Source organism: Aeromonas sp. QDB63 (assembly GCF_027707425.1).
Classification (GTDB): Bacteria; Pseudomonadota; Gammaproteobacteria; order Enterobacterales; family Aeromonadaceae; genus Aeromonas; species Aeromonas caviae.
Window position 1 is genome coordinate 33,174 of sequence record NZ_JAPCIS010000024.1, and the last position, 19,454, is coordinate 52,627.

Genomic DNA, 19,454 nt, shown 5'->3' on the forward strand with positions numbered 1-19,454 from the left:
CCTCTTTTAGGCTTTTGTCTGGCCGTAATAGGCGTGTTTGCCATGCTTGCGCTGGTAGTGCTTCTCCAGCAGGTAATCGGGCAGGGGGCGGGCCCCCGGGTTGATCTGGCCGGTGAGCCAGGCCATGCGGGCCACCTCTTCCAGCACCACGGCGTTGTGTACCGCATCCTCGGCGCTCTTGCCCCAGCTGAAGGGGCCGTGGTTGGCCACCAGCACCCCCGGCATGGTGAGGATGGGGGTCTGCTTGAGGGTTTCGACGATGAGATGACCGGTCAGCCCCTCGTAGTCCTCCTCCACTTCGCCCGGGGTGAGCAGGCGGGAGCAGGGGATCTCGCCGTGAAAGTAGTCGGCCTGTGTGGTGCCGAAAATGGGGATGGGGCGCCCCGCCTGGGCCCAGGCGGTGGCGTGGGTGGAGTGGGTGTGCACCACGCCGCCAAGCTCCGGATAGGCGCGATAGAGCACCAGGTGGGTGGCGGTGTCGGAGGAGGGGCGAAGGTCCCCCTCCACCTGCTTGCCCGCCAGATCCAGCACCACCATGTCCTCGACCCGCATCCGCTCATAGCTGACGCCGCTTGGCTTTATCACCACCAGATTGCGCTCTCGGTCGATGCCGCTCACGTTGCCCCAGGTGAAGGTCACCAGGCCATGGCGCGGCAGATCCAGATTGGCGGCGAGCACCTGCTCCTTGAGGGTCTTGAGGTTCATGCCGGTACCCCCCGGTTGTAGAGGGGTTCGGCGGCAGCGCCCCAGGCGAGGTAGCGCTGGTAGAGGCGCTCGTATTCGGCGACCCGCTCGGGGTGTGGCTGGTGGGTGCGCTCCACGGCGCTTGCCATGTGGTGCTGGGCCTTGGCCACATCGGGATGGATCCCGGCCGCCACGGCGGCAAAAATGGCCGCCCCCAGGGCGCAGCACTGATCCGAGGCCACCACCTGGATAGGCCTGTTCATCACGTCGGCGCAGGTCTGCATCACGGTGGTGGACTTGCGGGCGATGCCGCCAAGGGCGATCACCTGCTCCACCGGCACCTGCTGACTGGTCATGCACTCCATGATGCTGCGGGCACCGAAGGCGGTGGAGGCCACCAGGGCGCCGAAAAGATCGGGGGCATCGGTGCCGAGGTTGATCCCCGTGAGGGTGCCCTGCAGGCGCTGGTTGGCATAGGGGGTGCGCCGGCCGTTGAACCAGTCGAGCACCACCGGAAGGTGCGCCAGGTCGCGCTGCTGATCCCAGGCGGCGGCGAGGCTGGGTAACAGGGCCTGCTTGTGGCGCTCGATGGCGGTGCGAAGCTCCGGATACTGGGCGGCGAGGCTGTCCAGGGGCCAGCCGAGCTGGCGCTGATACCAGGCATAGATGTCACCGAACGCGGACTGTCCCGCCTCCAGCCCCACCATGCCCGGCACCACGCTGCCATCCACCTGGCCGCAGATCCCGGCAATGGCCCGATCACCAATGGTGGCTTCGTCGGCGATCAGGATGTCGCAGGTGGAGGTGCCGATCACCTTCACCAGCGCATTGTTGCCGGCCCCGGCTCCCACCGCCCCCATGTGGCAGTCAAAGGCGCCGCCGGCAATCACCACTTCGCAGGAGAGGTGCAGCCGCTCCGCCCACTCCGGGGTCAGGGTGCCGACCGGGAGATCGGCGGTCCAGCTGTCGGTAAAGAGGGGGAAGTCGAGATCCTCCGTCAGCAGGGGATCCAGGGCATTGAGGAAGTCGGCGGGGGGCAGGCCGCCCCAGCTCGGGTGCCAGAGGGACTTGTGGCCGGCGGCACAGCGCCCGCGCTTGAGGGTGGCCGGGGCCTGGGTGCCGCTCAGGACGGCGGGGACCCAGTCACACAGCTCGACCCAGTTGCAGGCGGCGGCGCGCACGGCGGCATCGGCTCGGGAGACGTGCAGGATCTTGGCCCAGAACCACTCGGAGGAGTAAATGCCGCCGATGTAGCGGCTGTAGTCGGGGAACTGGCCGCCGTGGCACAGGGCGGTGATGGCCTCCGCCTCCTCGATGGCGGTGTGATCCTTCCACAGCACGAACATGGCATTGGGGTTGTCGGCAAACTCCGGACGCAGGGCCAGCACGCGCCCCTCTCTGTCGATGGGGGCGGGGGTGGATCCGGTGCTGTCCACCCCGATGCCGCGCACGGCGGTACGCTGACTCGGCGTGAGCTGGCTCACCACCGCCACCACTGCCTGCTCCATGGACTCCAGATAGTCGAGGGGGTGGTGGCGGAACTGGTTGTTGACCGGTTGGCAGTAGTGGCCTGCCTGCCAGCGCGGGTAATAGACGACATGGGTCGCCAGCTCGGCGCCGTCCTGGCAGCGCACGGCGAGTGCCCTGACCGAGTCGCTGCCGAAATCGAGTCCGATGACGATGTGCTCAGACATAAGTGCTCCTGACCATCAATGAGGGGTGACTGGGGGGAACCATAGGAGATGGGCAGGAGGGGCGGTTAGCCATTGGCTGCTGGAAATATGGATTTTAACGCTGTCAGTGCGACAGGGTGACGGCTCTCTAAAATTCAATATGTGACGAAATTGCTAATTATATAGACGAAATGGCTGCAATCTCATTGCGTGATCCTGCTCTCCATTTTTAATTGTGAAAACGATTACAACTTGGTTCGCTCAACCAGCAACAACAATAACGTCCTGTTTAAGCATGTTTTTATATGGCTGCGACTTGATTGACTCAACGAGCAGCACTGCGTGGATACATGGATTGATAGAACCGTTGGAGACATTCGCATGAACAAAATCGTTAAAGGCATGATCGCGATGGGGTTCGCCCTTGGTATGGCAAATTCTGCTTTCTCGGCCGAAGCGCTGAAGCTGGGCTACCTGGTCAAGCAGCCCGAGGAGCCCTGGTTCCAGACCGAGTGGAACTTCGCCGACAAGGCGGGCAAGGATCTGGGCTTCGAGGTAATCAAGATAGCCGTCCCCGATGGCGAGAAGACCCTCAATGCCATCGACAGTCTGGCGGCGAATGGCGCCAAGGGCTTCGTCATCTGTACCCCGGATCCCAAACTCGGTGCCGCCATCATGGCCAAGGCCAACAGCATGGATCTGAAGGTCATCACGGTGGATGACCAGTTCGTCAATGCCAAGGGCCAGCCCATGGAGCAAGTGCCGCTGGTGATGATGGCCGCCACTAAGATTGGTGAACGCCAAGGCCAGGAGCTCTACAAGGAGATGGAAAAACGCCAGTGGGACCTGAAGAGCACCGCCGTGCTCGCCATCACCGCCGACGAGCTCGACACCGCCCGCCGCCGGGTCGAGGGCTCCCTGGGCGCGCTCAAGGCCGCCGGTTTCCCCGAGGGCCAGATCTTCCGCGCGCCCACCAAGAGCAACGACATTCCGGGGGCGCTGGATGCCGCCAACTCCATGCTGGTGCAACACCCCGAGGTCAAGAACTGGCTCATCGTCGGCATGAATGACAACACCGTGCTCGGCGGCGTGCGCGCCACCGAAGGACAGGGCTTCAAAGCGGAGAACGTCATCGGCATCGGCATCAACGGGGTGGATGCGGTGAACGAGCTCTCCAAGTCCAGCGCCACCGGCTTCCTCGGCTCCCTGCTGCCAAGCCCGGACGTACACGGCTACAAGAGCATCCAGATGCTCCATGACTGGGTCGTCAACGGCGCCGAGCCTGCCAAGTTCACCGAGGTGACCGACGTGGTGCTCATCACCCGCGACAACTTCAAGGCCGAGCTGCAAAAGAAAGGGCTGTGATCCCCATCCCTTGATACCCATGCCGGCATGGCGGAGTGCGCCGTGCCGGCTGGCTGGAGTCATCTCATGAATCAAGTTCCATATCTGGAGTTTTGCGGCATCAGCAAGGAGTTTCCCGGCGTCAAGGCGCTGCAGAACGTCTCCTTCGCCTGCCAGCAGGGCACGGTACACGCGCTGATGGGAGAGAACGGGGCCGGCAAGTCCACCCTGCTCAAGATCCTGAGCGGTTTTCAGGCGCCCACCCGCGGGGTGGTGAAGCTGGCGGGTCAGGAGAAAGTGTTCCAAAACACGGTCGATGCCCTTGAGAGCGGGATTGCCATCATCTATCAGGAGCTGCACCTGGTCCCTGAAATGAGCGTTGCGGAGAACATCTACCTGGGGCAGTTGCCGACCCGGCGCGGCGTCATCGATCGGGAGAAGCTCTATCAGGATGCAGCCAGGCAGTTGGCGCGCCTCGGGATGGATGTCTCCCCCGAGACGCCGCTCAAGTACCTGTCCCTGGGTCAGTGGCAGATGGTGGAGATCGCCAAGGCCCTGACCCGGGACGCCAGCGTCATCGCCTTCGACGAGCCGACCAGCAGCCTGTCGTCCCGCGAGATTGAGCAGCTGTTCCGGGTCATCCGCCAGTTGCGGGACGAGGGCAAGGTCATTCTCTACGTCTCCCACCGCATGGACGAGATCTTCGCCCTGTGCGATGCCATCACGGTGTTCAAGGATGGCCAGTTCGTGCGCACCTTCGCCTCCATGGCCGAGGTGGACCGGGATCTGCTGGTCAAGACCATGGTGGGGCGCGAACTGACCGACATCTATGGTTACAGCCCAAGGCCGCTTGGCGAGGCGGGCCTCAAGGTGGAGCACCTGATGGGACCCGGCCTCAAGGCGCCGGTGTCGCTCGAGGTGAAACGCGGGGAGATCCTCGGCATCTTCGGGCTGGTGGGGGCCGGGCGCAGCGAGCTGATGAAGCTTATCTTCGGCGCCGAGACACCTCGAGGGGGCGAGATATCGGTGTTTGGCAAACAGGTGGTCATTCAGAGTCCCATCGACGCCATTCGCAGCGGCATCATGCTCTGCACCGAAGACAGGAAGGCCCTTGGCATCATCCCCATCCATTCGGTGCAGGAGAACATCAACATCAGCGCCCGCCGCCACCACGCGTGGGGAGGCTTCTGGATCAACCAGAAGTGGGAGGACGAGAACGCGAGGCTGCGGATCCGCGACATGCGGGTCAAGACCCCGTCTCCCCAGCAGGCCATCATGAACCTCTCCGGCGGCAACCAGCAGAAGGCCATTCTGGGGCGCTGGCTGTCGGAAGACATGAAAGTGATCCTGCTCGACGAGCCGACCCGAGGCATCGACGTCGGGGCAAAGAACGAGATTTACAACGTGATTTACGATCTGGCCAAGGTGGGCATCGCCGTGGTGGTGGTCTCGAGCGAGCTGCCGGAGGTGCTGGGCATCGCGGATCGGATCCTGGTCATGCGGGAGGGGGAGATCGCCGGCGAGCTTTCCCACGACGAGGCCAACGAGGTCAAGGCGCTCAATCTGGCCATGCCGGCCCGTTGATCTGCTGACCGCAACGAGATAGCACCCGGAATTTTCAGGAGAAATACCATGACAACAACGACCTCGGTCGGCCAAGCCGCCAACGACACCGCGGCGAGCGGTACCCGCCTGCAACTGACCCGCATCTGGGATCAGTACGGCATGCTGGTGATCTTCGCCATCCTGTTCCTGCTCGCCTGCGTGCTGGTCCCCAACTTCGCCAGCCTGATCAACATGCGGGGGCTCGGGCTTGCCGTCTCCATGTCGGGCATGGTGGCCTGCGGCATGCTGTTCTGCCTCGCCTCCGGCGAGTTCGACATGTCGGTGGGCTCCGTGGTGGCCTGCTCCGGGGTTGCCTGCGCGGTGGGCATCAACGCCACCGAGAGCATCCCCCTCGGCATTCTGGCCGGTCTCTCGGTGGGCCTTGTCTTTGGCCTCATCAACGGCATCGTCGTGGCCAAATTCAAGATCAACGCCCTCATCACCACCCTTGCCACCATGCAGATGGCGCGCGGGGTGGGCTACATCATCTCCGACGGCAAGGCGGTGGGCATCGTGGAGGAGGGCTTCTTCGAGCTTGGCAACTCCGCCCTGCTTGGCATCCCGACGCCCATCTGGCTGACGGCTGTCTGCTTCGTGTTGTTCGGTCTGCTGCTCAACAAGACCACCTTCGGGCGCAATACCCTGGCCATGGGGGGCAACGAGGAGGCGGCGCGTCTGGCCGGGGTCAACGTGGTGCGCACCAAGATCATCATCTTCACCATGACCGGGCTCATCGCCTCGCTCGCCGGCATCATCCTCGCATCCCGCATGACCTCGGGTCAGCCCATGACCTCCATCGGCTTCGAGCTGGTGGTGATCTCCGCCTGCGTGCTGGGTGGGGTCTCCATGAAGGGGGGGATCGGCAAGATATCCTATATCATCGCCGGGGTGCTGATCCTGGGGCTGATGGAGAACGCCATGAACCTGCTCAACATCTCCCCGTTTGCCCAGTACGTGGTGCGTGGCCTCATCCTGCTCGCCGCCGTGCTGTTCGACCGCTACAAGCAGGTGCGCAAAGCCCGTATCTGAGCGATGTCTTTCCTCGTCACCGGGCCGGCCTCGCGCCGGCCCGGTGTTTTCCCCGGCAAGCTGTGAGCCAGTTCAACAATTTCACAACGAACAGCTTGCGAACATAGGGGGTTCCTACGCCGGATCTCTACAATGGCCCATGTCGACTTTTTTACCGAAACCCTGTTTTCCGCCATGTCCTCGATGCAAAAAGAGAAGCCGAAACAACTCAATCCCCTGCTGCCTGGCTACGCCTTCGACGTCTTCCTGGTCTCGGGGATGACTCCCATCGAGCAGGGGAGCGCGCTGGATTTCACCATCGACAGGCCCCACGGCATGAAGGGGTTCATCGTCAATCTGACCATCAAGGGCAAGGGGCAGATCTTTCAGGGGGACAAGGCCTTCACCGTGGAACCCGGGGACCTGCTGCTCTTTCCACCCGCGGCGGTGCACCATTACGGCCGGGCGCCGGATGCCCGGGAGTGGTATCACCGCTGGGTCTATTTCCGGCCGCGGGCCTATTGGACTGACTGGCTCAAGTGGCCCCAGGTGACGGAGCAGGTGGGGCGACTGCAACTGGCGGACAACCAGCTGCTCACCGAATTCGACGCCCTCTTCCTCGACATCGAGGAGACCCACAAGCAGCTGCGGCCCATGTCGGAGCAACTGGCCATGAACCTCTTGGAGCGGTTGCTCATCCGCTGCTACGAGGCATCGTCCCAGAATGCCTATCCCGCCATCGATCACCGGGTCCACGAGGCGTGCCAGATCCTGAGCGAGTCCCTCTCGGCCGAGATCTCGGTGGAAGCGCTGGCGGAGCAGGTATTCTTGTCTCCCTCGCGCCTCGCGCACCTGTTTCGCGAGCAGGTGGGGGTGAGCATAGTGCGCTGGCGCGAGGATCAGCGCATCATGCGGGCCAAGCTGCTGCTGCAGACCACGCCGCTGTCGGTCGCCACCATAGGCCAGCAGGTGGGCTATGACGATCAGCTCTACTTCTCGCGGGTGTTCCGAAAGCGGGTAGGGGTCAGCCCCACCGAGTACCGCAAGTGCGCCACCCCGCTGTGAGCAGAGCCCAGAGATGACAAAGCCCTCATGACGAGGGCTTTTGTTATCCATGAGGGGCGGATGCGCAATCAGCCCTGACGAGCCTTGAACCTGGGATTGCTCTTGCAGATGACGAACAACTTGCCGCGCCGACGCACGATCTGGCAGTCCGGGTGACGCGACTTGGCGGATTTCAGGGAGGCGAGGACTTTCATTGTTTCTCTTTTCCTTTGCTGAAGAACTGACCGAATCGCTGGCCGAAGCGAGCGACCTGACCTTCCTTGCCGACCTGCTTCTGTTTGCCGGTATAGAAGGGGTGGGACGCGCTGGAGACATCCAGCGTCACATAGGGGTAGGTGTTGCCATCTTCCCACTCTCTGGTGCGATCGGTGGCCAGCGTGGAGCCGATCAGAAAGTAGGTATTGCTGGCGAGATCGTGGAACAGAACCTTACGGTATTCAGGGTGAATATGGGGGCGCATGATTGCCTCTTTTGTTATGTTATAACATTAGGTGGATGATGCGATGGATGAGAATCAATATCAACTGTTTTTTCCATGATGACAGCGATGGGGGAAAATCGGGGTCGTTCGGCTGCACATCGTCAGCGAGCAGGCATGGACGGTGAGGGCCTATGTGCAGCCACCATCTTTACTTTTCAAGATTACTGTATAAAAATACAGTTAATTATCATGGAGACGTACCCTATGCGCCTGGAAATCATCATCGACAGAAAACACCAGATCCCCACCTCGACCATGGAGGCCTTGCGCCAGGAGCTGCTCAAGCAACTGGGTGAGCGCTTTCCCGATCTGCATGTGCGGGTGGCACCGGGTAGTGCCATGGCTCTGACGGTCAGTCGCGCCAGCAAGGAAGACAAGGAGCTGGCCGAAGCCATGGTGCAGGAGGTGTGGGAAAACGCTGATAGCTGGATGCCGGAAGAAGAGGCTCTGGAGGCCTGAAGATAAGCTCTCAGCGGCAAACATCGTCGTGATCCGCCAGGGCGCGAGGAGGAACCTCCAGCCGGATGATGATCCCTGTACCGGCTTTGCCGAACCGCTCTTCAAAACACGCAGCCATGGGCTGCGTGTTGCGTTGATGGGGTAAGCGCATGACCATGAAGGCGAAAGGCGAAAGGCGAAAGGCGAAAGGCGAAAGGCGAAAGGCGAAAGGCGAAAGGCGAAAGGCGCAAGAGTAATGTCTCTGGCTGCGCTCAGAGTCCCGCCCAGCGCTTGAGGCTGTCGACCTGCACCCGTTGGGTGGCCTGTGCGATGTCGCCATTGACGCGCAGTGCCTTGAGGGCCACGGGGAGCGCCGCGCGCACCTCGTCCGCCGTCATCCCCGGTTGCAATGCCGGGTGGTAGGCAAGCCTGAGCAACACGTAGTCGAGCCCGGTCAGAAAGCTGTCGATGCTGTTGTCATTGAAGATGGAGGGGAACACCTTGTCCGAGTCGTTGGGCAGTCCCATCACCTGGCTCAACTCTTCCACTACGCAATCCAGAAAACGGCCCTTTGCCCGGCTGTAATCCACCGGAATGATGATGGTGGCACGGGTGATCTCGTAGCGAGCGTTGGTGGCGAAATTGGCCAGGCAAATCCCCTCCTTGAGGGCGATGCGCACCGATTCGTCCTGGCGCATGGTGCGCGCAGCCCAGCTCGCCATCTGTTTGTGCCGGGTCATGATGAGGGTGAGATTGGGGTTATCGCTGACAATCTCGATGGGGTGACCGGTGATCCTGCTCAGGTGACGGGTCTGTACCTTGACGACCTCGGCCTGCAGCGGCTTGTCGCCGAATTCGTTGACGAGCTTGAGACGCACGGGGCCCGGCCAGCGGGAGAAGTGCTCCTGTTGTTCATGGCCATACTCCCGTTTCATGGCGATTTCCATGAAGCTCTGGACAAGGTAGTCATCACGCTGCCAGCGTTCGGTGGCCGACAGCGGCAGTGAGAAGAGCCAGAGCATCAGCCCCGGGAGCAACCAGTGCCCATGGCGAACGGACTGGAGAGGTGTGTGCCATGGGCGCATCTTGCCTCCTTGCAAGGGGATCAGCGGGTGGTACGCTCGATATCACGCCAGGTGAGCCAGAGCCTGAGATCGAACTCCAGTTGATGATAGTCCGGTTCCATGTGCTGGCAGAGCTGGTAGAAAGCCTTGTTGTGATCCTTCTCCTTCAGGTGGGCCAGCTCGTGCACCACTATCATCTTGAGAAAGGCGGGATGGGCCTCCTTGAACAGGGCGGCGATGCGGATCTCGTTCTTGGCCTTGAGCTTGCTGCCTTGCACCCGGCTGACATAGGTGTGCAGTCCCAGGGCATCCTTGATCACGTTGATCTTGCCGTCGAAGATCACCTTGGAAAGTGGCGCCGAGCTTTTCAGGTAGCGGTTCTTCAACTCCATGGTATAGGCGAGCAGCGCCTTGTCACTCTGGACGAGGTGGGTTTGCGGGTAGCGTTTGGCCAGCATCTCGCCGAGTTTGCCCGTCGCAATCAACTGCTGCACCTGAGCCTTGAGTGGCTCCGGATAGCCCCCCAGATAAGTCAGCTCCGCCATGATTCTTCCCTCTGCCGCAAAAAAGAGCGCCATTGTAGTCAGGATGGGGCGCCTTGAACATGGTCGGCCCCCTCTTTATGACGACAACGAAAAGGGGCCATCACCAGGATGGCCCCTTCTGTGTGCCTGATTAGCGGCGCCGGTACAGGCCCGGGTCCACCTCTTCATACTGACCTGCCAGATACTGGTAGAAGGCAAGGTGGGAGGGGGAGGTCGGAGTCTTGAGCTCCTGTGCCACCCGTTCCGGTTTGGCGATGATGAATTTGGGTTGTTGGCGCTGGATGTCAGCCAGCACCCGCTCGCGCACATCGTAGGGCGGGTTGACGTTGGCAAAAAACAGATAGGCGGAGGCCGGCTGGCGATCGGTCCAGAGGTAGTATTGCGGCTGGATGCCATCGACCCAGATCTTGTCGGTAGGCGCCGTCTCGGCGAGGATACGGTCAACCCTGACCTGGGCGGGGGGATTGAACGGCCTGCCCTTGAGATTGCCTTCCCAGGCGTTGTTGACCAGCAGCGCCAGCATGGCCAGCGAGGCGAGCCAGGGGGTGGCGCTTCGCACGTCCCAGGCGCGCCAGAGCGGGACCAGAATGAGCACGGGCAAGGCCCACAGCAGGCTGTTGCCGAGCACCTCGCGCACCCGCTCCAGAGACCACTCCTTGGTGCTCCACCCGTAACCAAGCTGCTGGGCCAGCAGCCAGCTGGCGGTCAGCACCACCAGGGAGATGCAGAGCAGCCCCAGTGCATCGGATCGCTGCTCGCTTCTGTCCAGCAGGCAGGCGAGCGGCAGCAGGCCAAGTTGCAGATAGAGCACGTCATAGTGATCGAACACATGGCCGGAGACCGAGTTGGCGATCAGGGTGAACAGCACCCCCAGGAGGGTGGCGCACAGCGCGGGGAGATACCACTCCTGGCGGCGCCCGAGCATCAGGACGAGGAAGGCGGGCAGCAGCATGATGAGGCCGGTGCGCAGCAGACCGACGGCGCCTACCTCAGGAGAGAAACCGTTGCCGTAGCTCCCTTCAAAGAAGATGCCGAAGGCGTAGTATTTGAACTCGGCCAGCACGTCGTGGTGCTGGAAGTAGGCATAGAGCGGACCGCCGACGAGAGCCAGTCCAAGCAGGCTGGAAAAGAGCAGGGCAAAGGCGCAGCGCCACTGCTCGCGCAGGCACCAGTGACAGAAGAGCACCAGATACCAGGCCCCCCAGAAGGCGCCGTTGTTGGTGCGCATCCAGGCCACGATGGCGAAGGTGAGTGCGGCGACCAGGGCCGGTCCCCAGCTGAATCGCTTGTCCAGCAGCATGGTGATGAAAGCCCACTGGGCGATGAGGGCCAGATGGAATGTCCAGTCCTCTGTCATGTTGCCGTAGTAGTAGCGAGTGCTGTAGAGCGCCAGCAGGGCCAGCATGCTGCCAAGTCGCGCCCGCACCGAGAGCCCGAGCTGCGAAAAAGCCTGCCAGCTCGCCATGAGGCCCAGCCAGCAGAGCACCCACTCCAGCAGCCAGATCCCGAAGAAGCCACCAAGGCCATAGCCCAGTGCATCGAGGGCGAAGATCATGGGACCCTTGATGTCGATCATGTCCCGATAGAGTACGCCCCCCTCGCTCCACATCTTGCCCATCACCGCAAACAGGGAGGCATCAAATCCCGGGGCCATGCCGTGGAACAGCGGATTGCGCAGACAGAACAGCAGAGCCATCAGGGCGGTGAGCAAGATGACCGACGGCCTGATCCCGGGATTGTGGCGGTGCGGGGTAAAGCGGATGGCATGATTCATGGGTGACCTGTTCCTGCGGGAAAGACTGAAAAAGCGGGCTTATCTTGCCGAGCCGGGCTGCACGATGCAATGGAAGAAGTGTAGGCACCTGAAATAATTCGTAAAAGTATCGTTTTCACGCCTCTGGCTGCAGTTGCAGGCCCCATCACAAGACAGGGCTGGCGCAGTCGGGCGTCATAGCCTGAGGTTGCATGGTAGGGGGCCTGCGCCTGGGAGCGGATCAGGATTCCCCTATGCGGTGGAAAGGCGGCACCGACCCGGGATGGGCCGGTGTCAGATTCACTGGCCGTGATACTCCACCAGGGCCGGCAGAGGGCTGAGTTCCGGCAGGTGGCGTGCCCAGCGCAGGAAGGCATCCGCCAGGGTGATGCCGAGCTCCTGATTGTGCTGGGTCAGGGTGCGGGCAAGGGCCGTGTAGCCCTCCTTGCCGGAGGCGGTATAGGCACTGGAGACCCCGCGATAGATGGCATCCGGCTCGACGTGCTGCCACTGACCCGGGCTGGCTTCCCATTCCAGGCGAGTGATCCTCTTCCCTTTGGACCTGTCGGCCTGATAGCAGAAGCGCACCCCGGCGGTATAGGGGAAGCTGCCGCTGCCATTGCCCGTCCCCCCGTTGTTGGTGGCGTTGTCGATGGCCCCCTCCAGCGCCTCGGCCAGTTCATGGCCGTGCACCCGGTAGAGGGTGAGGGGAATGGCAAAGGGCAGCAGGCGTCCGGCAACGTCTGCTTCGGTCAGGGGGCCGGGCTCGAGGGAGCAGCGCACGCCCCCGGCATTGTGCAGGGCAAAGTCCACCTGACCCACCTGTTCGCGGGCACTGGCCAGCATGGCACTCGCTACCAGGGGGGCGACCTGGCTGCCGGCGGGCAGGCTGGCATCGGGCAGGCGCTGGTGATGGAGCGGGTCGGCGAGCCGGGTCACCACGCGCCGGGCCATGGTTTCGAGCTCGGGGCGATAGCGTCTGGCCAGATGCTGCTCGAGCTCGGGGGCCGGTTCGCAGAAGTGCAGCCCCGCAGGAGGCGGGGAAGCAAAGGGCCAGGGATCCCAGGGTAACCACTCCAGCTGGCCGCGGCTTTGGCACACGCGTCCCTGCTCGTCGAAGGTGAGTTCGCACACCCCGAGACAGAGGGCGCTGTGGGCGGCGTGCAGGATGGCCACCCCGTTCACCATGAGGGGATAGCTGCCTTCGCTGTCGAGCCCGAGCGGCGCCAGATCCCCCAGCAGGCTGTGGGTGTGTCCGCCGACGATGAGGCTGAGCTCGGGGAAGCGGGTCGCCAGTCGCTTGTCCTGCGCCAGACCCAGGTGGCTGAGCAGGATAATGTGCTGGATGCCGGCGGCCTTGATCTCGCCGAGGGCACGGCTTAAGGTCTCTTCGATACCGTGGAAACGGGTGTGGGGATCGGGGCTCGCGATGGCGGCCATCTGCGGCAGCGTGATGCCGAGCAGGGCGAAGGGCACGTCGTCGATGACGCGCTTGTGCCAGGGGCGGCTTGCGTCAAACAGCTGCGGCAGTCCCTGCAGCCGCAGCGGGGCATCGGCGGGCTCCTGACGGTTGTCGATGTTGGCGGCGAGCACCGGGAAATCGAGCTGGCGCAAAAACTCCACCAGCGGCCCGTTGCCCAGATCGAATTCGTGGTTGCCGATCACCATGGCATCCGGTCGCAAGAGGGCCAGCAGGTCCGCATTGGCCCGCCCTTTGAAGCGATTGAAGTAAAGTGACCCCTGGAAGGTATCGCCGCCATGCAGCAGCAGGCAGGTCTGGCCGGCTGCCTCGGCCTGTTGGCGCAGGGCGGTGAGCCGGGTCAGGATGCGGCCATAGCCGCCGCACTGGGTGCGCCATTCGGACTCGCCATCGGGGGAGAAGCGCATGGGGGCGCCATCGAAATGGGAGTGGCAGTCGCTGAAGTGGGCAAGTTGAACCGTCATACTCAAGGCTCGGTCCTCCTTAGGAAAAAAGAGCACCGAGTCTACTGCATGGGGTGGGGGGGATACCAGCCCGGCGGCAGCCGGGCCGGTAAAGAGTCAGGCGGGAACCATGATCTGGGTGGCGAGGATCACTACCAGCAGGCCGACGGCCACCGGCAGCGAGGTACGTTTGACCACCTCGAACGGAGAGAGATTGCCCATCCCCGCACAGGCGACCACCACCCCGGAGACCGGCGAGATGGTGCGGCCGAGGTTGGATGCCTGCAGCATGGGGATCACCAGATAGGCCGGGTTGACGCCGAGGCTGGTGGCCAAATGGGGGATGAGCTCAACGAAGGCGTAGAAGGGGGCGTTGCCGGAACCCGTGGTGAAGGCCGCCAGGGTGGTGATGACCACCAGCACCAGCATGATGACGATGCCGCCGGTACCGAAGCTCTGGGCCAGATCAAGGAGGTTGGCGATGAAACCAAGCCCCATCAGACCCTGGGCAAAGACCCCGGCACCCACCAGCAGCATCACCACGCCGGCGAAGGCGTCGGCCATGTTGCGCCAGCACACCTGCAGTCCGTCCAGCAGCTCGCGGCCGTTGCGCTTGCGCACCAGCTCCAGCAGGGCGGCCAGCACCAGGCAGATGACGATGATGGTGACGATGTCGAGCTTGGGCCCCAGTTTGCCGTCAAACAGCAGCACACCGATGATGGGGGTGAAGGGCAGGATGGCGTAGAAGCCGGGGGCGTCGGTGACGAGATCGCTCGGGGCGACCGCGGCGTTGTGCTCCCCGGCCTTCTGATCCAGATAACGCTGCCAGAAGAAGTGGGTCACCGCCATGGCGGCGATGGCCACCAGGGAAATGGGCAGGGTCAGCTTGAAGGCAAACTCGATGAGCTCCATGTTCGCGGCCTGGGCGGCCATCACCACGTCCCCCGAGGTGGGGGAGAGGATGATGGCGGCCGGCGAGGCGCACACCGCCGCTGCCGCGCCACGGGAGATCCCCATGTTGACCATCAGCGGGAAGAGGGTGGCCATCAGCAGAACCCCGAGGCCAGTCGCGGAGCTCACCGCCAGCGACATGGCGCAGGCGACCAGATAGGCGGCCACCAGCAGGATGTAGGGGGACTTGATGACACCGAGGGGCTTGCTCGCGAGCTTCACCAGTATGGTGTTGGCGCCGATGTGGCTCATGTAGCCAGCAAAGCCGCACAGCACCATGATGAGCATGCCGAGGCCACCCCCCCTGTCGACCAGCAGGAAGCGCACGTATTCGAAGATGTCGGTGGCCATGTGGCCGGTGGAGGGGACGCTCGCCGGCAGCACCGCCTTGCCCATCAGGGCGGTGATCGCCAGCAGCAGCAGGCCGCCGCTGAGCAGTACCCCGGTGGCGGAGTAGCCCTTGAAGATGTAGCGACCCACGGCCAGGGTGACCAGGGTACCGATCAGGAGTTCTATCATAAAACCTTCCCAAGAGTTGAAGTGAGGGGGTGGCCTGCCAGGGCTCACCAGAGGGTTGCGCTGGACTATCCGGTATCGGCCAACAAAAACACTGCGGATATTACCCACTAAGGAGTATTTCACCATCCATTCGATGGCAGTTTGTGATCTCGACTGCAAATCCCCGCCTGAGCCGGGGTGATGACTCGCACGTTTGCAGCAACCGGGTGCCAAGAGCGGATGACAGGGGGCTGGATCAGGGGTAATCTCCCTATCGGGTTATTAATTCATTGATTATTAATTGAAATTAAGCCGGGACTCACAAGGAGCAAAGCCGCGGACAGATGGGACTCTTCAGCAAGACAGGGGTGACGGTGGCCCTCATTTATGCCGCCTCAATCGGTGCTGTACCTTCCCACTATGCCGGTGTGAAGGTCGCCCCCGATATCAAGGTCGACTTCCAGTTCTATCGGGTCTCCGGGGCCGATGTGGGGGCCGTGATGCGCCAGATCACCGCCTTGTCGCCCACCCAGGCGGACGGGCACATCGGCAAGGCCAGCTATCAGCTCTCCTGGCAGTTGCAGACGAAGGCGACGGCGGCGCGCTGCGAGCTGGAGCAGGCCAGCGTCCGTGCCCGCATCCAGGTCAGGGTGCCCAACTGGATGGACAAGGCCCGTGCGCCCGCGAAGGAGCGCCAGAAGTGGGACAAGCTGGTGGCCGCCATGTTTGACTACGAGAGCCGTCACAAGGACATCCTGCTGGAGAGCGTGAGCCAGCTTGGCACGCGCCTCGCCCAGTTGCCGGTGACCCGGGATTGCCCAACCCTGGAGCATCAGGGCTGGCAGGCAGGGCAGGCGGTGCTGGAGGCCACCCGGGCGCGGTTCGACACCCTGGCCAGCCAGACCGATCAGGGGCGCAAGCTGGGGGTCGTCTGGCCCAGGGCTGGCTGATAACACGTGTACAGGCCCATGGCCACTCATGGGAAACACAAAAAACGGGCTGATTGAGCCCGTTTTTTTGTTGGTGCGCCAATGGGGTGGAGGCGGGCAGCCCCGGCTCCTGGGTGGCTAGTCGCGCAGTGGCTTGCCCCTGCGCAGTCTTCGCACCCAGTAGCGGGCGGGGTGGAGCGCCTCCAGCAGATCGGCGGCCAGCGGCAGGGGATCGCCGCAGATCTCGCTGGCGACCAGCTCGCCGCACAGGGGCGCCGAGCAGAGCCCCCGGGAGCCGAGCGCCCCCAGCACGTAGAGGCCGGCGTGCAGGGGCAGCGCGCTCTGCTGATCCGCGGGGGCGTTGACGTCATGATCCGCCAGCGCCGCCAACCGGGCGACGGGCCCGGCGACCGGCAGGTGATCCCGGCTGGCGCAGCGCACCCCCACCCGCGCCTGGTTGCCGCTCACATCCACCTCGGCCGGCCAGGTTTGATCCGGCAGGCAGGCTTGCAGCCGCGCCCTGTTCTGCTCCTGCTCGTCGGTGCGGTAAGCTAGATCGGTCTGGTTGCGGCCATAGCTGGCCCCGATGCAGTGCGCGCCGTTGTGGGCCGGGGTGAGGTAGCCATCGTAGCAGAGCACGGTCTTGAGCTCGCTCAAGCCAGCCGTGGTCGGCACATGGCTCACCTGGCCGCGCACCGGATAGAGCGGCAGCTCGGCAAAGGGGAGAAGGGCTGGCAACTGATGCCCGGCTGCTACCACCAGATTGGGGGCACGCCACTGGCGGCCATCCCGGCTCTCCAGGTGCCAGCCATCGGCCTCTTCGGCAATGCGGGTTACAGCGGCATTGAACACCACTTCCAGCCGCCCGCTGGCCTGCGCCTCCCTGATGGCGGCGCGGGTGAGATCCGCCGGACAGAGCCAGCCCCCCAGGGGATAGCTCACGCCATCCGCATCGCAGGGCAGGCCGACCACCTGCTCAACCTCCACAGCCGAGAGTGGGTGCATCAGCTCGGGGGGGAAGGGGCCCTGGCTCATCTTGGCAAGCTTGGCGGCGGATTTGTCGTCGTAGCCGAGTTGCGTGACGCCACACAGGGAAAAGGCGACGGGGTGGTGCTTTGCCAGGGCCAGCAGCCGGTTTCTGGCAAAGCCAAAGGCCAGCGAATAGAAGCGCGACAGGGCATCGTGCTCGCCGTTGAGCAGGGGGTAGAGGGCTCCTTGTCGATTGCCGGAGGCGCCGCTGGCCGGTTCGCCATCTTCGCACAGCAAGGTGACGTGCCGACCCCGCTCCACCAGAGAGAGCGCCGTCATGGCGGAAGCGATGCCGCCACCGATGATGAGCACCTCTCCCTCCCGCCCTGCGGGGCGGGCATACCAGGGTGCGATGCTCTGCTGCGGCACTTTGCCTTCCCGAACACCCGCCAGCATCTCCCGCTTGCTGCCGTGGCCCTTCACCTTCTTCATGGCAAAGCCGGCGGCAATCAGCCCTCGTCGCACGAAACCGGCGCAGGTAAAGGTCGAGAGGGTGGCATCGGGGCGGGCGAGGCGAGCGAGATCGTCGAAGAGATCCTGGGTCCACATCTCTGGGTTCTTGGCAGGGGAGAAACCGTCCAGATACCAGGCGTCCACCAGACCGGTTGCCGGGTGGGGCACCTGGGGCAGCATCTCCTTGATGTCGCCAAACCAGAGATCGAGGCGGATGCGGCCATCGGCAAAGAGCAGGCGATGGCAGCCGGAGACCGGCAGCGGCCACTGGTCAATCAGGTCCTGGCTCAAGGGGGCAAGCTCGGGCCAGGCGGCCAGGGCCTTGCGCAGATCGGCCTGGGTAAGGGGGTATTTCTCGACGCTGATGAAGTGCAGCCGGGATCCGTTGCCGGACAGGGGGGCCTGTTCCAGAAAGGCGGCCATTGTGGCCAGAAAGTTAAGTCCTGTACCGAAACCTGTTTCACCAATCACGAAACTGTCACTATCGTGGTGCGAAAATCGCTCTGGCAGTCGATTTTGCTGCAAAAAGACGTAGCGGGTTTCACTTAGACCGTTATCATTGGAAAAGTACACATCCCCGAACTCACTGGAGACTGGAGTTCCCGCTTCGTTCCAGTCCAATCGGGCATGATGTAAGGATGTTTGACTCACGTTTTCCTCGGCTCGCGTCACAAAATCGCGGGCATTCTACGTGAAAGCAGACCAGTTTGGCAGCCGAAAGCGGGTAGACTCGGTGCCAGTTTTTCCAGACGAGATGAATTAATGAGAAGAGCAGTGATCACCGGTATCGGCGTCATCTCCAGTATCGGCAACAACAAGGAAGAGGTGCTGGCCTCCCTGAAAGCAGGTAAATCCGGCATCACCTATTCCGAGCAGTTCGAGCAGTACAACCTGCGCAGCCGTGTCTGGGGTAACATCAAACTCGATCCGTCTGAACTGATCGACCGTAAAGTCATGCGTTTCATGGGTGACGCCGCGGCCTACGCCTACCTCTCCATGCAGCAGGCCATCGAAGATGCCGGCCTGCCGGAAGAGATGGTCTCCAACGAGCGTACCGGCATCGTGACCGGTTCCGGCGGCGCCTCCGGCAAGAACACCTCCGAATCTGCCGATATCGCCCGTGAAAAGGGCGTCAAGCGGGTGGGTCCCTACATGGTGCCGCGTACTATGTCCTCCACCACCTCCGCCTGTCTTGCCACCCCGTTCAAGATAAAAGGTGTCAACTACACCATCAGCTCCGCCTGTGCGACCTCTGCCCACTGCATCGGTCACGCCTTGGAACTGATCCAGCTTGGCAAGCAGGACATCATCTTTGCCGGTGGCGGCGAGGAGCTGGACTGGTCTTCCACCATCCAGTTCGACGCCATGGGCGCGCTCTCCACCAAGTACAACGACAACCCGGAAAAAGCGTCCCGCACCTATGATGCGGACCGCGACGGCTTCGTCATCTCCGGTGGCGGCGGCATCCTGGTGGTCGAGGAGCTGGAACACGCCCTGGCCCGTGGTGCCCACATCTACGCCGAAATCACCGGTTACGGTGCGACCTCCGACGGCTACGACATGGTGGCCCCGAGCGGTGAAGGCGCCGTGCGTTGCATGAAGATGGCGATGCAGGGGGTCGGCAAGGTGGATTACATCAACACCCACGGTACCTCCACTCCGGTCGGTGACACCAAGGAGCTGGAAGCCATTCAGACCCTGTTTGGCAGCAATGCACCCAAGCTCTCCGCCACCAAGGCGATGACCGGCCATGCTCTGGGCGCCGCCGGCGTGCACGAGGCCGTCTACTCCCTGCTGATGATGGAACACGGCTTCATCGCCCCCAGCATCAACATCGAGAATCTGGACGAGAAAGCCGTGGGCCTGCCCATCGTGCGTGAATACGAAGCGGCCGACCTCAATACCGTCATGTCCAACAGCTTCGGCTTTGGCGGTACCAACGCCTCTCTGGTGTTCAGCAAGTTCAAGGCTTGATGCTCACCGGATTGACGACATAGAAAAAGGCGCCGAA

General features: G+C 62.9%; 17 protein-coding genes. 7 read left to right on the plus strand and 10 right to left on the minus strand.

Going from position 1 to position 19,454, the window contains the following annotated elements; genetic code table 11:
- Window positions 1-6: 6 nt before the first annotated feature.
- Window positions 7-705, minus strand: a complete 699-nt coding sequence (locus tag PG879_RS14600; protein ID WP_039040096.1) for an L-ribulose-5-phosphate 4-epimerase — start codon at window positions 703-705, stop codon at window positions 7-9.
- Window positions 702-2,378 carry a ribulokinase gene (locus tag PG879_RS14605; RefSeq protein ID WP_103858737.1) on the minus strand — a complete coding sequence of 559 codons (1,677 nt, stop codon included), beginning with the start codon at window positions 2,376-2,378 and terminating at the stop codon, window positions 702-704. Before PG879_RS14605 ends, PG879_RS14600 begins: the two co-directional genes overlap by 4 nt.
- 360 nt (window positions 2,379-2,738) lie before the next feature.
- On the opposite strand from PG879_RS14605, the gene PG879_RS14610 reads away from it, so the two are divergent.
- The 4 genes from PG879_RS14610 (at window position 2,739) to araC (ending at window position 7,379) form a co-directional block, all read left to right on the plus strand.
- Complete coding sequence (locus tag PG879_RS14610; RefSeq protein WP_042863754.1) at window positions 2,739-3,722, plus strand: arabinose ABC transporter substrate-binding protein; 984 nt, start codon at window positions 2,739-2,741, stop codon at window positions 3,720-3,722.
- Between the two features lie 66 nt (window positions 3,723-3,788).
- Window positions 3,789-5,285 (plus strand): L-arabinose ABC transporter ATP-binding protein AraG, encoded by a 1,497-nt coding sequence (gene araG / locus PG879_RS14615; RefSeq protein WP_010674476.1) that lies wholly within the window; start codon window positions 3,789-3,791, stop codon window positions 5,283-5,285.
- Between the two features lie 48 nt (window positions 5,286-5,333).
- Window positions 5,334-6,335, plus strand: coding sequence for an L-arabinose ABC transporter permease AraH (gene araH / locus PG879_RS14620; RefSeq protein WP_010674477.1), 1,002 nt, complete (start codon window positions 5,334-5,336; stop codon window positions 6,333-6,335).
- Between the two features lie 132 nt (window positions 6,336-6,467).
- On the plus strand, window positions 6,468-7,379 hold the full coding sequence (gene araC, locus PG879_RS14625; protein WP_010674478.1) for an arabinose operon transcriptional regulator AraC: 912 nt from the start codon (window positions 6,468-6,470) through the stop codon (window positions 7,377-7,379).
- Between the two features lie 68 nt (window positions 7,380-7,447).
- Here the strand turns inward: araC and ykgO are convergent, their stop codons facing one another.
- Both ykgO and PG879_RS14635 read right to left on the minus strand, forming a co-directional pair.
- Window positions 7,448-7,573 carry a type B 50S ribosomal protein L36 gene (ykgO, locus tag PG879_RS14630; RefSeq protein ID WP_010674479.1) on the minus strand — a complete coding sequence of 42 codons (126 nt, stop codon included), beginning with the start codon at window positions 7,571-7,573 and terminating at the stop codon, window positions 7,448-7,450.
- Window positions 7,570-7,839: a type B 50S ribosomal protein L31 gene (locus tag PG879_RS14635; RefSeq protein ID WP_039040091.1), complete on the minus strand. Its 270-nt coding sequence runs from the start codon at window positions 7,837-7,839 to the stop codon at window positions 7,570-7,572. The genes ykgO and PG879_RS14635 overlap by 4 nt, the downstream gene beginning before the upstream one ends.
- 225 nt (window positions 7,840-8,064) lie before the next feature.
- On the opposite strand from PG879_RS14635, the gene PG879_RS14640 reads away from it, so the two are divergent.
- Window positions 8,065-8,319 (plus strand): DinI family protein, encoded by a 255-nt coding sequence (locus PG879_RS14640; RefSeq protein ID WP_010674481.1) that lies wholly within the window; start codon window positions 8,065-8,067, stop codon window positions 8,317-8,319.
- Between the two features lie 251 nt (window positions 8,320-8,570).
- Here PG879_RS14640 and PG879_RS14645 read toward each other — a convergent pair whose 3' ends face one another.
- The 5 genes from PG879_RS14645 to dcuC form a co-directional block, all read right to left on the minus strand.
- Window positions 8,571-9,383 (minus strand): DUF2927 domain-containing protein, encoded by an 813-nt coding sequence (locus PG879_RS14645; RefSeq protein WP_050498226.1) that lies wholly within the window; start codon window positions 9,381-9,383, stop codon window positions 8,571-8,573.
- 20 nt (window positions 9,384-9,403) lie between these two features.
- The gene (locus PG879_RS14650) at window positions 9,404-9,907 is read right to left on the minus strand and encodes a M48 family metallopeptidase (RefSeq protein WP_041211354.1); all 504 of its coding nucleotides are present in this window, start codon (window positions 9,905-9,907) and stop codon (window positions 9,404-9,406) included.
- 130 nt (window positions 9,908-10,037) lie between these two features.
- Window positions 10,038-11,681, minus strand: a complete 1,644-nt coding sequence (locus tag PG879_RS14655) for a hypothetical protein (protein WP_143237441.1) — start codon at window positions 11,679-11,681, stop codon at window positions 10,038-10,040.
- Between the two features lie 279 nt (window positions 11,682-11,960).
- On the minus strand, window positions 11,961-13,610 hold the full coding sequence (locus tag PG879_RS14660; protein WP_143237442.1) for a bifunctional metallophosphatase/5'-nucleotidase: 1,650 nt from the start codon (window positions 13,608-13,610) through the stop codon (window positions 11,961-11,963).
- Window positions 13,611-13,700: 90 nt separating this feature from the next.
- Window positions 13,701-15,053 (minus strand): anaerobic C4-dicarboxylate transporter DcuC, encoded by a 1,353-nt coding sequence (gene dcuC / locus PG879_RS14665; RefSeq protein ID WP_010674486.1) that lies wholly within the window; start codon window positions 15,051-15,053, stop codon window positions 13,701-13,703.
- Between the two features lie 323 nt (window positions 15,054-15,376).
- Between dcuC and PG879_RS14670 the strand changes: the two genes are divergently transcribed.
- Window positions 15,377-15,982 carry a DUF922 domain-containing protein gene (locus PG879_RS14670; protein ID WP_010674487.1) on the plus strand — a complete coding sequence of 202 codons (606 nt, stop codon included), beginning with the start codon at window positions 15,377-15,379 and terminating at the stop codon, window positions 15,980-15,982.
- A 117-nt stretch (window positions 15,983-16,099) separates the two neighbouring features.
- Here PG879_RS14670 and mnmC read toward each other — a convergent pair whose 3' ends face one another.
- Window positions 16,100-18,115, minus strand: a complete 2,016-nt coding sequence (gene mnmC, locus PG879_RS14675; RefSeq protein WP_270830355.1) for a bifunctional tRNA (5-methylaminomethyl-2-thiouridine)(34)-methyltransferase MnmD/FAD-dependent 5-carboxymethylaminomethyl-2-thiouridine(34) oxidoreductase MnmC — start codon at window positions 18,113-18,115, stop codon at window positions 16,100-16,102.
- A 90-nt stretch (window positions 18,116-18,205) separates the two neighbouring features.
- On the opposite strand from mnmC, the gene fabB reads away from it, so the two are divergent.
- A complete protein-coding gene (fabB, locus tag PG879_RS14680) occupies window positions 18,206-19,417 on the plus strand; it encodes a beta-ketoacyl-ACP synthase I (RefSeq protein WP_029314417.1) in 1,212 nt (403 codons plus the stop codon).
- The last annotated feature ends 37 nt before the right edge of the window (window positions 19,418-19,454 follow it).